Here is a 14,163-nt window from a genome sequence, read left to right on the forward strand (position 1 = left end):
ACCAGACAGTAACCTAGCTGAACTCCCTCAATTCGCGGCCATCACGCAGCGTGAACGCCCACCAGGCGAGCCGGTCGAGCATCACCTCGGCGGCTTCCTCGAGCGGTTTCGGCTCCACCGGTGAACCGTCCGCGTCGAACTGCGCGTAGACGTCCGCGATGCTCACCGAATCGCGGACGGTCATCGCGTGCAACTCGGCGAACACCAGCCGCAGCCCCTCGACCGCGCGCAGCCCGCCCGAGATACCGCCATAGCTGACGAAGCCGACCGGTTTCGCATGCCAGGGCGCGAAAACCGCGTCGATCGCGTCCTTGAGCGGACCCGGATAGGCGTGGTTGTACTCCGGGGTGACCACCACGACAGCATCGGCGGCATCGATGCGCTCCGCGAGCACGGGCCCCGAGGCCAGATCGATCAGGTCCAGCTCCACCTCCGGGCGCGCGTCCGCCCGCTGCGCGAACCACCGCGCCACGACCGGGCCGAACCTGCCCTCGCGCACACTGCCGATCAGTACGGCGAGCCGATACGTTTCCATGACTGCACTCCTTGATCTCGACCTTGTCGCAGCGAACGATAAAACCTTAATAAAGGTTCAGGTCAATGTTTTGGCGTCATCGGGTTCGATCGGCTAACCTCAAGTATTATTCAGGAAGGAGGGAGCCGGATGAACCAGGTTCCGTGGGACGCCAAGGAACTCAGTGTCGGCCAGGTCTCCGAACGCAGTGGGGTGGCGATCTCCGCGCTGCATTTCTACGAGCGGCAGAATCTGATCCACAGCAGGCGGACCTCCGGAAACCAGCGCCGCTATCCCCGGGAAACCCTGCGCCGCATCGCGTTCATCCGCATCGCCCAGCGCGTCGGGGTGCCGCTGGCCAGCATCGCCGAGTACCTTTCCCAGCTGCCCAACGACCACGCTCCCTCGCGCGCCGACTGGAAACGCGTCACCCGCCTGTACCAGAACGAGATCGACGAGCGCATTCACCGGCTGCAGCAGCTGCGCGACGAGTTCACCGAATGTATCGGCTGCGGCTGCCTTTCCATCGGCAGCTGCAAGCTCGCCAATCCCTACGACACCCTCGCCGAACACGGACCGGGTCCGCGCCGGCTGCTGGAGAACTAAGAGCTCATTGCACAATGACGCCACCTGCTGCGCGGGGCCAGATCGGCGCCTCGCTGCGTTGTCGTCAATCACCATAGCTGCCGCTATGGCTCAATCCTCCGCCTTGCGATGCATCCGATCTGATCCCCGCTCGCGACGGAGGTCATTATGCAACGAACTCTAATCCAGGGACCGCGCCCAGCGGTCCGCCCAGTCCACGAGCGGGGACAGCGCCTGATAGGCCCCATCGCCGAGCTCGGTGAGCCGGTAGCGGCTGTCCGGCAGCTGATGGATCAGCCCGGCCTCGAGCAGTTCGGTGAGCCGCTGACGCAGCACGCTCGAGGACATCCCGTCACAGCGCGCCTGCAAGGGCCGGAAGCCGAGCTCACCCTCGCGCAGTTCCCAGATGATGCGCAGCGCCCAGCGGCGGCCGAACAGATCCAGTGCGGCCATGAGCGGGCGGCCGGTCGTCGATCCGCGTACCGGCTTGCCTGGCTGCGGCGTCGCCATCGAAGGGATCACACCCCGCTCGGTTGCTGCTTCGGATTCAGACACGCTAGCATCGCGTCCTACTGCTTCGATTTCCGAAACACGGTGATACGCATGAGTGAGCTGGAGACACCGGTCTGCGCACTGCTCGGGATCCGGGAACCGGTCGTACAGGCCCCGATCGGTTCGGCGGCCTCCCCGGAACTGGCCGCGGCGGTCAGCGCGGCTGGCGGGCTCGGCATGCTGGCCCTGACCTGGGTGAACGGCAGCGAGGCCGGGGAACGGATCCGGCGGGTGCGGCAGCTGACCACGGGGGTCTTCGGGGTGAACCTGGTGCTGGATTTCCCGGTCGAGGAGGTGCTGGAGGTCTGCCTCGGCGAAGGGGTTCCGGTCATCTCCACGTTCTGGGGCGATCCGGCGCCGCTGACCGAACGCGTGCACGCCGCGGGGGCGCTGCACCTGCACACGGTCGGCGATGTGACCGAGGCGCGGCAGGCCGTGGACGCGGGTGTCGACGTGCTCGTGGCGCAGGGCTGGGAAGCGGGCGGGCATGTGCGCGGCGAGGTGAGCACCATGGCCCTGGTCCCCGCGGTGGTGGACGTGGCCGGTGCGGTTCCGGTGCTCGCCGCGGGCGGGATCGGGGACGGTCGCGGGCTCGCGGCGGCGCTCATGCTCGGCGCCCAGGGCGGCTGGCTCGGCACCCGGTTCCTCACCGCGCACGAGGCGGACACCCATGCGCTGTACCGGGACCGGATCCGCACCGCCGCGGTGACCGACACCGTGCACACCCACTGTTTCGACGGCGGCTGGCCCGCGGCGGCGCATCGGACCCTGCGCAATTCCACCGTCACCGAATGGCGGCGCGCCGGATGCCCCGCAGGGGAGCAGCGGCCGGGCGCGGGGACCGTGGTCGCGGTGGATCGCGCGGGCCGCGAACATCTGCGCTACGCGGACATGATCCCGACCGCGGGCGCACAGGGCGAACTCGAGGCGCTCGCCATGTACGCGGGCCAGTCCGCCGGACTCGTGCACACCGAGGAACCCGCGGCCCGGATCCTCAGCGCACTCGTCCGGCAGGCACGCGAAACCCTCGCCGGGGCACCGCGATGAGCGCGCGCGAATACGCCATGGCTCTGGCGGCCCACGACACCGAGCGGATACTTCCCATGCTCGGCATGGACATCGTGTTCCGCAGCCCGTTCAGCACCTGGGGAGCCGAGGCGATCACCCACGTCTACCGCGCGCGGGCGGCGGTGTTCGACCGGCTCACCGTGGACGCGGTGCTCGGCGAGGCGCCACGGTCCGCTCTGCTCTGGCACGCGCGGCTCGGCGGAACCACGGTCGAGGCAAGCGAAATCCTCACCTTCGGTGCGACCGCGATCGAACGGGTCGACGTCTTCCTGCGCCCCGCCGAGGTGCTCGATCCGGTGTTCCGCGCCATGCGCCGCGCCTGGCCGGCGCGCTAACCGCGCAGTGCGCCGAGCGCGGCCAGCGTCCGGGAACGCGTCTGCTCGCCGAGCAGTTCGGTCGAGGAGAACACCACCTCGGTGGCCCCGGCATCGAAGTACCGGCGCACCTGCTCGCGCAGCACCGCCTCGTCCCCGAGCACCGCGAGCTCGCCGGCCCGTTCGGCGCCGGAGAGCCCGATCGCCCTGCGATACGAGGGAATCCGTTCGTACCAGGAAAGGTGCTCGGCGAACACCTCCCGCGCACTGTCCACATCGGAGGTGAGCGCGCCGGGAACCACGGCAACCACCCGCGGATCCGGGCGACCGGCCCGCTGCGCGGCGCGCGCGAGCTGCGGGACGATGTGGTCCCCGAGCGCGCGCGGACCGGCGAGCAGCGGAACGGTTCCGTCCGCGAGTTCCCCGGTGACCTCGAGCGCCTGCGGACCCATCGCGGCGACCAGCACCGGCACGGATTCGCCGCCGGGCATCGTGCTGGCCCACGGCGCGGCCGCGGTCACCAGTTCGCCGTGGTGCTCCTGTCCGGCGAAGGCCGCGCGCAGTGCGGTGAGGTATTCCCGGAGCACGGCGACCGGGCGGGCGTACTCGATTCCGTAGGCGCCCTCGACGATTTCCTTGGCCCCGAGCGCGAGGGCGAGGTGATAGCGGCCGTGCGTGGCGGCCTGCGCGGTCTGCGCCGAAGCGGCCACGGTCAGCGGATGCCTGCCGAAAATCGGGATCGCCGAGGTCCCCAGTTCCAGTTCCGGGACCGCGCGCCCGACCAGTCCGGCGAGCGCGGGCGAATCCCAGTCGAATCGCTGACCGAGCCAGGCGGTGCGCAGCCCGGCGTCCGCGGCCTCCCTTGCCGTCTCGATGGTGGCGTCCACGGCGTTCGCGGCCGTGTCCCCGGCATTGGTGAGCGTCACTCCGATCCGCATACCGGCCACAAGTTCCGGCACAGCTTGGGATATTCCCCTTCCCACGCAATGGAATCAGCTCACGGCAGGGGGATCAGCTCACGGCAGGGGGATCAGCGCTCCCGTTCGGCGATCGCGAGCAGATCGCGCGCCGGGCCGCGCGGAGTCTGCCCGGCGGGCCAGATCGCGCGCAGCGGGCGGGTCAGGTCCACCCCGGGGACGGGGACCCGCACCAGGGTGCCCGCCTGCAGTTCACCGGCGACGGTGCGCGCGGAGAGCACCGCGGGACCCGCCCCCGCGGCCACCGAGGATTTGATCGCGGTCGTCGAGGACAGTTCGAGCAGCGGTTCGGCGAGCGCGCCCGCCCCGCCCGCGCGCAGTGCCCCGGCAAGCACCTCCCGGGTTCCCGATCCGCGCTCCCTGGTGACCAGCGGGGTCGCGGCGAGCCGGGCACCCTCCACCCCGCGCCGCCGCGCCCACGGGTGACCGGGCGCCACGACCAGCACCAGTTCATCGCGGGCCACGGTGCGCGAACGCAGCCCGGAGGGCACCGAGCGCCCTTCCACGAAACCGAGCTCGACCGAACCGGACTGCACCGCCTCGATCACCCCGGAGGAGTTCGCCGAGACCAGTGCGACCGCGGTGTCCGGATGCCGTGCGCGCAACCGGAGCAGCCAGCCGGGCAACAGGTACTCGGCAACCGTCAGGCTCGCCGCGACCCGCAGATGGGTGTCGTGTTCATCGCGCAGCGCGGCGATTCCCGCCTCCAGATCGGCGGCCGCGGCGATCACCGGCCGGGCCCAGTCCACGACCAGCCCGCCGCGCTCGGTCAGGTTCGAACCCCGCGCGGTGCGTTCCACCAGCGGCACCCCGAGCTGCGCCTCCAGCTGACGGATCCGCGCACTCGCCGCGGGCTGAGAGATCCCGTGGGCGCGCGCCGCCGCTCCGATGCTGCCGAGCCTGGCCAGGGACAACAGGATGTCGTATCCGGTCAGGTCCGCCACCCGTGGCGGAAGTGGCTCAGTCATAAGCAGAGATTATGGACACCGTGTGCGGAACCGTCTACCGGAGTGCCCGCCGCGCGGCGACCCTTGAATCATGACCTCTCTCGCCGAACACGCGCAGCCGGAACCGGTCCTGTTCCGCGAACTCGGCCGCCCGCGCGAACTGTTCGCCAATATCGGGCCCAATTGGTACGCCTCGATCATGGGCACCGGGATCGTGGCGAACGCGGCGGCCACGCTTCCGCACTGGAGCGCGGCGCTGCGCGTTCCGGCGACCGTGGTGTGGGTATTCGCCACGGTCATGCTGCTCGCGCTGCTGTTCGCGACCGTCGTGCACTGGGTTCGGCACACCGAGCGGGCGCGCGGGCACGCGGCGAATCCGGTCGCCGCGCAGTTCTGGGGCGCCCCGCCGATGGCGCTGATGACCGTGGGCGCGGGCGCGCTCTCGATCGGCAGCGGCATCCTCGGCACGTCCGCGGGACTGACCATCGACTACGTGCTGTGGACAGCGGGCACCGTGTTCGGCCTGTTCACCGCGGCCTGGATCCCGTACAAGATGATGACCTCGCACCGGATCGCGCCGGATTCCGCGTTCGGCGGCTGGCTGATGCCGGTGGTCCCGCCGATGGTCTCCGCGGCGAACGGGGCGGCGCTCATCCCGCACATCGCGGATCCGGGGCTGCGCACCACGATGACGCTCGGCTGCTACGCGATGTTCGGCATCAGCCTGTTCGCCACCCTGTGCCTGATCCCGCAGATCTGGCAGAAACTGGTGCACCACAAGACGACCGCGGCAGCGGCGGTGCCGACCATGTGGATCGTGCTCGGCCCGCTCGGCCAGTCGGTCACCGCGGCGAACCTGCTCGGTAAGGCGGCCCCGGCGGCCTTGCCCGCGCCCTATGGCAAGGCCGCCGAGGTGTTCGGCTGGTTCTACGGCATCCCGGTCTGGGGCTTCGCCATGCTGTGGCTGGTGATCGCCGCCGCGGTCACGATCCGCACCCTCCGTTCCGGTATGCCGTTCGCGCTGACCTGGTGGGCCTTCACGTTCCCGGTCGGCACCTGCGTGACCGGATCGAGTGCGCTGGCCGCCCGCACCGGAGCCGGGCTGTTCGCCGACGCTTCCCTTGTGCTGTACGTGTTCCTGGTGTTCGCCTGGGCCGTTGTCGCGGTCCGCACGATGCGCGGGAGCCTGCGCGGCGAGCTACTCCGCCCTGCCTGATCTACTGCGCCGAGCCTGATCCGGTGAGCTGCTTGCCGAGCCAGTCGAGCGCGACCGGGGACCCGATCACCCACGGGGCGATGTGCCCGAGCGCGGTGCCCGGGAACAGCGGCGGCAGTGGTTCGGACTCCAGTTTCACCGAGGCGCCCTTGGCCTTCCAGTCCTTGGCGAGCTGCGCGACCTGCGGGTAGGGCACCAGATCGTCGTTGACATTGGAGGCCAGCATGACCGGGGCGCTCGGTTTGCGGTTGCCGATCTTCTGCTCGTCCAGGATCTTGGTGGCGATCGGGTACCGGTCCAGCACCGCGCTCAGCGGTTCCCCGGTTCGCGTGAAGTCCTTGGTCTTCTGGAAACCGGTGCTCAGCCCGGTGGCCACCACGCATTCCTGGGAGACTCGCTTGAGCATGTCCTTGCCCTTGGCGTTGGTTTCCTTATCCACCAAAGGCTTGATCTCCGGGTACTGCGCCTCGAACCCGTTCAGCGCATAGCCGATGGCACCGCTGAGGATGGTGCCGTCGATGGTCTTCAGCGTCGCGCGCAGATCCGCGGGCGGGGCACCGGCATAGGTTCCCTTGATGGCCAGCTCCGGCGCGTACTCCCGCGCCGATTCCGCGGCGGCGGCCACCGCGCCACCGCCCTGCGAGTAGCCCCACATGCCGATCGGGTTGTCCTTGCCGATCCCGCTTTCCGGCAGCCGCTGCACCGCACGGGCCGCGTCGAGCACGGCGTGCGCCTCATCGGCCCGGTTCACGTAGGTGTGCGTGCCCGGGGTACCGAGCCCTTCGTAGTCGGTGACCACCACGGCATAGCCCTTGGCGAGCATCGCGCCGACCATCAGCCACTCGTACTCCACGATCGGCCCGCCCGGCCCGTCCAGGCTGATGCCCTTTTCGAACAGCTTCGAGGGGGCGCACTGATCGCCCTGGCCGATGGTGCCGACGGCGAGGTCCACGAGCGGCCGTTCGCCCTTGCCCTTCCACGGCGCCTTGGGTGCGAAATACGTTCCGGTGACCGCGATCGGCTTCCCCGCGGCATCGGTGCTGTGATACATCAGCCGCGTGGTCTTCGCCCCGCTCGGTGGCAGGGTGTTCATCGGCTCGCTGCGGAGGAGATCACCATTGTGGCCCGCGGGCACCGGATCCGGCGGGGTGTAGAAATCGCCTTGTTGTGCCGCGGCGGGCAGTGCACACACACCGAGCGCGGCGATCGCGGCCGTACAGGCCGCGAGCAGCTTCTTCCGCAAGCCGATCACCTCATCACTGAGCTGGTTACCGGCGAGTAGGTTAGAGTGCTGGAGCGCATTCGTCAATGCACACTGGGTTAACCCGCCCGTTCCTCGGCGATCCGCTCGAGTGATTTCCCCGCTGTGTCCGGCATGAACGCGAACCCCGCCACCCCGGAGATCACCAGGAAAACCAGCAACAGGGCGGCCACCGGGGTGAATCCGCCGGAGCCGAGTACCGGGACGAACAGGCTCCACACCCCGAGCAGCAGCCGGGCGATGCCGAAGGTGAACCCCTGCGCGGTGCCGCGGAGTTCGGTGCGGAACAGTTCCTGGCTGAACACCTTGTAGAAGGCTTCCCCGGCGAGCGCGCTGCCCACATAGAACAGCAGGATATTCGCGATGATCACCGGGATCGTGAACGGCAGCACGAGCACCAGCACGAACGCGGCCACCTGCAGCACGCTGCCGATCAGCCACAACCGGCGGCGGATCGCGTGGCCCCGGTCGGCGAACGGCATGAACAGCGCGCCGATCGCGATCAGCCCGATCAGGAATCCGGCCCCGGACAGGGCCACCCCGGTCGCCTGACTGCCCGCGCCGAGCGAGGACACCATGTACGGGGTGAAGATCCCATAGGTGCCCGCGGCCAGCCCCCAGAACAGGTAGATCACGCTCGTCCAGGACAGCGCGCGCAGGGTCTTGCCGTGAAACAGTGCCCACATCCGGGCGATCCCGCCGCGCGAGGCTTCCTGCCAGCGCGCGGATTCCGACATACCGCGCCGCAGCGCCCAGGTGATCAGCGCGGCCACGAACAGCTGGCCGAACACGATCCGCACCCCGAGCAGCCCGAGCCCGGAGAGCGCATAGGACAGCGCGAGCACCACGATCGGCCCGCTGTACCAGGCGATCTGGGTCAGCCCGATGAGCCGTGCCCGCGCCCGCGCTGGGGAGAACTCTCCGACAAGGGCCAGCGAGGTCGGCACATCGGCCCCGACCGCGAGCCCCACCACGAAGGTGCCCGCGAACAGCATCGCCGGGTTCACCGCGAGCGCGATGCAGGCGATCCCCGCCGCGTAGACGAGCAGGTCGTATTTGTAGATCCGCTTGCGCCCCAGGCGATCCCCGAGCCGGCCGCCGATCACGGAGCCGATGGCCGCGCCGATCGCGTTCGGCCCGATCGCGGCCAGCGCGCCGACCGCGGTCGAGGAAAGCCCCAGCTCCGCCTGATACAGCGTCAGTCCCGCGCTGAGTGCCACGATGGAACCCGCGTCCAGATAGGAGGCCATCCCGGCGAGTACCGACCACTTCCACTGTTGCCGTGTCACGCCCGCGTCCTGCGCGATCCTGGTCGTCATCCCCAACTCCGTTCGACGGTGAACGAGCACCGAGCAGATTAACCGAAGGGGATCACGGTGTGGCGTACGATTTTCCGCGCCATTGCGGCCGGAAACTGACCGGTTGACCGCATAGCGTGCCCGGCATGACAGCGGTCGCAACGACAGAGTACCTGCGGGTGCGCGGGGCCCGGGTGCACAACCTGCGCGATATCTCGGTCGACATCCCGAAACGGCAACTCACCGTGGTCACCGGGGTTTCCGGTTCGGGCAAGTCCTCGCTCGTCTTCGACACGATCGCCGCCGAATCGCAGCGCCAGCTGGGCGAGACCTTCAGCACCTTCGTGCGCAACCGGCTGCCGAAATACGGCCGCCCGGACGTGGACCGGCTGACGAATCTGTCCACGGCGATCGTGGTCGACCAGAAGCGGATCACCGGGAACGCGCGCTCCACGGTCGGCACGATCACCGATATCGCCGCGCTGCTGCGGCTGTTGTGGTCCCGTGCGGGGGAGCCGTACCTCGGCGCCTCGAACCTGTTCTCCTTCAACGATCCGGAAGGCATGTGCCCGCGCTGTTCCGGGCTCGGCGAGGTGCGCACCGTGGACCTGGACCGGCTCGTGGACCGGACACGTTCACTGAACGAGGGCGCGATCGTGTTCCCGACCTTCGGGGTTGGCGGGTGGATGTGGCGCACCTTCGCCGATTCCGGGCTGTTCGACAACGACAAGCCGCTGGAGCGCTACACCGAGCAGGAGTGGGCGGCTTTCGTGTACGGCGCGGACGCCACCGTGCGCTTGCCCAGCCAGGGCGGTCCGGTGCCGACCAAGTACGAGGGCCTGCTGCAGCGCTTCGAACGCATCTGGTTGCCCAAGGATCCCGAATCGCTTTCCGGGAAGACCAGGGCCGCCTTCGAATCCGTCGTGCGCCTCGGGGTGTGCGAACAGTGCCGGGGCGCCCGGCTTTCCCCGGCCGCGTTGTCCAGCACGATCGCCGGGATGAACCTCGCCGAGTGCTACCGGCTCGAGGCGGTCGAACTCGCCCGGTTCCTGCGCGGGATCGAATCCCCGGTCGCCGCCCCGATCCTCGCGGAGGCCATCGAGCAGGTGGACCGGCTCGTCGGCATCGGGCTGGGCTATCTGAGCATGGACCGGGCGACCGGGACACTGTCCGGCGGCGAATCGCAGCGGGTGAAGATGGTGCGCCAGCTCGGCAGCAGCCTCACCGATATGACTTGTATCTTCGACGAACCCAGCATCGGGCTGCATCCGCACGATATCCAAGCGGCCGGCGAGCTGCTGTGTTCACTGCGGGACAAGGGGAACACCGTGATCGTCGTGGAGCACGACCCGGCCATCATCCGGATCGCCGATCATGTGGTGGACATCGGGCCGGGGCACGGATCCGCGGGCGGCCAGGTGGTGTACCAGGGACCGGTTTCCGGGCTCGCCGCTTCCCCAGGACCGACCGGGAAACATCTGGAGCGCGTCCCGGAGATCAACGATTCACCACGGAAACCGGACGGCTGGGTGGCCATTCGCGGGGCGGACAAACACAATCTGCGCGGGATCGATGTGGACATCCCGCTCGGCGTGCTCACCGCGGTCACCGGGGTGGCCGGTTCCGGGAAATCGACGCTGCTGCGCGAGTACCTGCCCGGGGCGAACTTCGCCGGCCAGTTGGGCGTGCACCGTTCCCGGCGCTCGAACATGGCCAGCTACACGGGAATGCTGGATCGGATCCGCACGATCTTCGCCGCCGAACACGGGGTTCCCGCCGCCCTGTTCTCGGCGAACTCCAAGGGCGCCTGCGCGAACTGTTCCGGTCTCGGTGTGGTCTACACCGATCTGGCTTTCCTCGACCCGGTCACGAACACCTGCGAACAGTGCGGTGGCCGCCGATTCGCCGCGGAGGTGCTCGGCTATCGGGTGCACGGCAAGAACATCGGCGAGTTGCACGAGCTGACGGCCGCCGAGATCATCGAACAGTTCCCGGATCCCAAGGTGTGCGCGATCGCCGGGCGGCTGCTCGACGTCGGGCTGGACTATCTGCCGATCGGCCAGCCGTTGAGCACCTTTTCCGGGGGCGAAGGGCAGCGGCTGGCGATCGCCGACGAACTCGACGGGGAACCGCGGCGGTACGTGTTCGACGAGCCGACGACCGGTTTGCACCGCGCCGATATCGCGCGCCTGCTCGCGCTGTTCACCCGGCTGCTCGATGCGGGTTCCAGTGTCATCGTCATCGAGCACAACCTGGATGTGATCGCGCGCGCCGACTGGATCATCGATCTCGGTCCGGGCGCGGGTTCGCGGGGCGGAACGGTCGTGGCGACGGGCACCCCGCGCGCGGTCGCCGACTGCCCGGACTCGCTGACCGGCCGCTATCTGCTCAGTAGGTGAGCGTGGCCGGGTGCTGCGGGCTCGAACCGAACGTGACCGTACTGCCCTTGGTGGCCGCGCTCGCGTACCGGCCGTCCATGGTGTCCACGACCAGGCTGAGGTGATGCCCGGCGGGAACGGTCCAGGAAGTCGGCTCGAGTGCGAGCTCGATCCGTTGCGGCACACCGGGTTCGGCACCGCGAATGGTGACGGGTTCGTGCGTGATCAGCTGCCCGTTGCCGTGCGCGTCGGTGTCGTAGAGGTAGGCGAACAGCGTCGTGTCCCTGGCACTCGGGGTCGCGGTGACCGCGAGGCGCGGTGTTCCGGTGACCGGGGTGTCGGTGGCGACCGGTGCAGCCGACCACACTCCCGCGTTTTTCCGGGACACCGCGGGGATCGGCGTGGTGACCGGTGTCCCGAGGTAGCCGGACGGGGGGCCGCTGTCCGCCGGGGTCGGCACCCCCGCCTCGATGCGCTCGCTCCAGGATCGCGGCCGCGCGCCGATCCCTTGGGCGCTCAGATATTGCCGGTGCTGGGCACCCTGCGCCGCCGCCCAGGAGGCATAACCGCGGTAGGTGTCCTGCTTGGCCGGTTTGAGTTGCACGGGACTCTCGGTGTCGATCCCGTTGCCTGCCCCGCGCAGGTAGTGGCCGAACCAGCGGGTCAGGTTCGACCAGACCTCGTTCGGCAGGCCGAGCGCGCCGGTGGCTTCACCGGTTCCGTGCTCGCCCGGTTGCAACATCAGCCGCTTCGGGGTGTGCAGCCGGTCGAAGAAGTCCACGTACTGCCCGGGCGGGAAAATCCCGTCCTGGAAGGAGTTCGCGAGCAGGATAGCCGGTCCGGCCTTGTCCAGCTGGTCCACCTTGGTCGAGGCCGAACGTTCCGGAGCGAGTTCGAGCGCCGTGTTCAGATCGCCCTTGCGGTAGTTGTCCTCGATGAACTTCAGCGCGGTTCCGGGCCGCCCGGTCAGCCGGCCGAGCGCCAGCAGCGACTCCGCGGCATGCACGTGCACGGTTTTGTTGGCATACAAGGATTTCCCGAGATCCGCCCAGCCACTCAGCGCACCGACCGCGCGCACCCGCCTGTCCGCGGCCGCGGTGAGCAGGCTGATTCCCGCACCATAGGAGATCCCGGCCATCCCGATGCTGCCGATCCGGCGATGCTCCTGCGCCCAGTCGATGACCGAGCTCGCATCCACCACGTCCTCGGGCCCGGCGACCTCGATCCGCCCTCCGGAGTCACCGAATCCGCGTGCCGCATAACTGATCACCGTGTATCCGCCGGACCGTGCGAGCCGCTGCGCACCGAGCAGATACTCCGCACTCGGCGCGCTCCAGCTGCCCGGCATGACGATCAGCGGATGCGGGCCGGGGCTTTCCGGGGTGACCACGAACGCGCCGAGCCGCACCCCGTCCGCCCCGGTGATGTGGGTGTAGCTGGTGTCCACTCCAGGGGTGCTCGGCACTCTCGGCGCGGCGGCCGCCGTGGAACCGAGTAAGGCGAACGAGATTCCGAGCGCGACTGCCCGCCACCGGCGCATAGTGGCCTCCTCATCGCGGGGGCATCATTGCGCAGTAGTGAAACAAACACCGTCGGCGACCGCAAGTTCGGTGAGCTGCCGCGGATCGGTACCTCGCCAGGCGATGACCTGGTCCGGGCGCAGCAGCACCGCCGTACCGGGTTCGAGGAAATCGACGTCCACCTGATGCACCGGAAAACCGCAGTCCTGCCAGGGAATCGGTGACCCCGCGACCACGAGTGCCCAGTCCGGCCCGGCGAGGTCCAGGGTGGAGCGCCCCTCGGCGAGCCAGCGATGCGGAATCCGGGTCCCGACCCGCCCGGCAGGCGCGAATTCGGTGATCGGTTCGGTTTCGGTGATCCCGGGGAGCGGGTACTGGAATCCGCCGCAGGCGAGTACATAGGGATGCGCGAGCCCGTCGCCGCCCGGCACCCCGTCGCGCAGGTTCACGGTGCGGATACTGGACTGCTCGGCGGTGAACCAGCCCGCCGCGTGCCGTTCGGCGTGGTAACCGTCGAGCGGGCCGGTGTCGCCGCGCAGGGCAGCGGCGAGTTTCCAGCCGAGATCGTGCACATCGGCGATCCCGGTGTTCGCCCCGCTCGCCGCGAACGGTGGCATCACGTGTGCCGCGTCCCCGGCGAGCAGGATCCGCCCCGCGCGGTACCGGTCGGCCACGCGCATTTCCGCCTGCCAGGTAAGGACACTGTGCACCTCGAGATCGGGAAGCGGTGCGCCGACGGCGGTTTCCAGCACCCTCGGCCAGTCGCGTCCGGTGTCCCCGCCCTCGGCCATGAACACCCAGCGATGCCGCCCGTCAACCGAGCAGAGCCCGCCCCGGGCTTGCGGGTGCTCGATCTGGCACAGGTTGAATGGCTTGTCCCGCACCAGTTCCCGCAGATCCGCGGTGAAGTACACGTTCACGTTCGGCTCGCCGAGCGCGCCCCGCCCGGAGCGTGTGATGCCGAGCGCCTCGCGTATCGGACTGCGCGCACCATCGGCGGCGATCAGATAGCGCGCCCGCACCTGTTCGCCGGAATGAGTCGTGGCTGTCACCGTTTCGGCATCCTGCGCGACCTCGGTGACCTCGGTGCCGAACCGCACCCGCGCCCCGCCCCGGACCGCCGCCTCGCGCAGCACCGGTTCGAGCAGGTCCTGCGCGATCAGGCAGGGCAGCTCGGGACTCGGCTCGATCACGGTTCCCGATTCGTCCACCGGGCGCCACAACGGAAGCAGCCCGGCCTCGGCAAGGGTGCGGCCCGCGGCCATCCGGTCGTGCCCCGCCAGCTCCCGCGCCGCCGCGCGCACCAGTTCCGCGAGCCCGAGTTCGCGGAAGATCTCCATGGTGCGCATGTTCACCCGGCGCGCCTTCGGCTGCGGGGAGGAACCGGTGCGCCGTTCGAGCAGGGTGACGGCGAGCCCGTGATGGCGCAGTACCAGCGCCGCGGTGAGTCCGACCAGTCCGCCGCCGACCACCAGCACATCGGGTTGTGTACGTTGTACATTCACAATGTACGTTGTACACGCCAGCTACGAT

At 69.3% G+C, this 14,163-nt stretch carries 13 protein-coding genes; 5 read left to right on the plus strand and 8 right to left on the minus strand.

Annotation, left to right across the window (positions count from 1 at the left end; translation table 11 throughout):
* Positions 1-13: 13 nt before the first annotated feature.
* Positions 14-535: an NADPH-dependent FMN reductase gene (locus AD72_RS07100; protein ID WP_031465603.1), complete on the minus strand. Its 522-nt coding sequence runs from the start codon at positions 533-535 to the stop codon at positions 14-16.
* A gap of 129 nt (positions 536-664) precedes the next feature.
* Here AD72_RS07100 and soxR point away from each other — a divergent pair, with 129 nt between their 5' ends.
* The gene (soxR, locus tag AD72_RS07105; protein WP_031465604.1) at positions 665-1,120 is read left to right on the plus strand and encodes a redox-sensitive transcriptional activator SoxR; all 456 of its coding nucleotides are present in this window, start codon (positions 665-667) and stop codon (positions 1,118-1,120) included.
* 159 nt (positions 1,121-1,279) lie between these two features.
* Here the strand turns inward: soxR and AD72_RS07110 are convergent, their stop codons facing one another.
* Positions 1,280-1,609 carry a winged helix-turn-helix transcriptional regulator gene (locus AD72_RS07110; protein ID WP_031465605.1) on the minus strand — a complete coding sequence of 110 codons (330 nt, stop codon included), beginning with the start codon at positions 1,607-1,609 and terminating at the stop codon, positions 1,280-1,282.
* A 93-nt stretch (positions 1,610-1,702) separates the two neighbouring features.
* Between AD72_RS07110 and AD72_RS07115 the strand changes: the two genes are divergently transcribed.
* Both AD72_RS07115 and AD72_RS07120 read left to right on the plus strand, forming a co-directional pair.
* Entirely contained in the window at positions 1,703-2,698 is a 996-nt protein-coding gene (locus tag AD72_RS07115) for an NAD(P)H-dependent flavin oxidoreductase (RefSeq protein ID WP_031465606.1), read from the plus strand.
* Positions 2,695-3,054, plus strand: a complete 360-nt coding sequence (locus AD72_RS07120) for a hypothetical protein (RefSeq protein ID WP_031465607.1) — start codon at positions 2,695-2,697, stop codon at positions 3,052-3,054. The genes AD72_RS07115 and AD72_RS07120 overlap by 4 nt, the downstream gene beginning before the upstream one ends.
* On the opposite strand, the gene AD72_RS07125 is transcribed toward AD72_RS07120, so the two are convergent.
* Complete coding sequence (locus tag AD72_RS07125) at positions 3,051-3,992, minus strand: TIGR03564 family F420-dependent LLM class oxidoreductase (RefSeq protein ID WP_231644750.1); 942 nt, start codon at positions 3,990-3,992, stop codon at positions 3,051-3,053. The two genes, AD72_RS07120 and AD72_RS07125, sit on opposite strands and share 4 nt — an antisense overlap.
* Before the next feature lie 71 nt (positions 3,993-4,063).
* On the minus strand, positions 4,064-4,978 hold the full coding sequence (locus tag AD72_RS07130) for a LysR family transcriptional regulator (RefSeq protein WP_031465609.1): 915 nt from the start codon (positions 4,976-4,978) through the stop codon (positions 4,064-4,066).
* A gap of 70 nt (positions 4,979-5,048) precedes the next feature.
* Between AD72_RS07130 and AD72_RS07135 the strand changes: the two genes are divergently transcribed.
* Positions 5,049-6,173 carry a TDT family transporter gene (locus tag AD72_RS07135; RefSeq protein WP_037345084.1) on the plus strand — a complete coding sequence of 375 codons (1,125 nt, stop codon included), beginning with the start codon at positions 5,049-5,051 and terminating at the stop codon, positions 6,171-6,173.
* Between the two features lies 1 nt (position 6,174).
* Here AD72_RS07135 and AD72_RS07140 read toward each other — a convergent pair whose 3' ends face one another.
* Both AD72_RS07140 and AD72_RS07145 read right to left on the minus strand, forming a co-directional pair.
* A complete protein-coding gene (locus AD72_RS07140) occupies positions 6,175-7,425 on the minus strand; it encodes a lipase family protein (RefSeq protein ID WP_156365075.1) in 1,251 nt (416 codons plus the stop codon).
* Positions 7,426-7,493: 68 nt separating this feature from the next.
* On the minus strand, positions 7,494-8,753 hold the full coding sequence (locus AD72_RS07145) for an MFS transporter (protein WP_031465612.1): 1,260 nt from the start codon (positions 8,751-8,753) through the stop codon (positions 7,494-7,496).
* 125 nt (positions 8,754-8,878) lie between these two features.
* On the opposite strand from AD72_RS07145, the gene AD72_RS07150 reads away from it, so the two are divergent.
* Positions 8,879-11,131: an ATP-binding cassette domain-containing protein gene (locus AD72_RS07150; RefSeq protein ID WP_031465613.1), complete on the plus strand. Its 2,253-nt coding sequence runs from the start codon at positions 8,879-8,881 to the stop codon at positions 11,129-11,131.
* Here AD72_RS07150 and AD72_RS07155 read toward each other — a convergent pair.
* A complete protein-coding gene (locus tag AD72_RS07155; RefSeq protein ID WP_031465614.1) occupies positions 11,121-12,650 on the minus strand; it encodes a CocE/NonD family hydrolase in 1,530 nt (509 codons plus the stop codon). The genes AD72_RS07150 and AD72_RS07155 overlap by 11 nt on opposite strands.
* A 24-nt stretch (positions 12,651-12,674) precedes the next feature.
* Positions 12,675-14,135, minus strand: coding sequence for an FAD-dependent oxidoreductase (locus tag AD72_RS07160; RefSeq protein ID WP_031465615.1), 1,461 nt, complete (start codon positions 14,133-14,135; stop codon positions 12,675-12,677).
* Positions 14,136-14,163: the final 28 nt, after the last annotated feature.

It is taken from the genome of Sciscionella sediminilitoris, from assembly GCF_000737195.2.
Lineage (GTDB): Bacteria > Actinomycetota > Actinomycetes > Mycobacteriales > Pseudonocardiaceae > Sciscionella > Sciscionella sediminilitoris.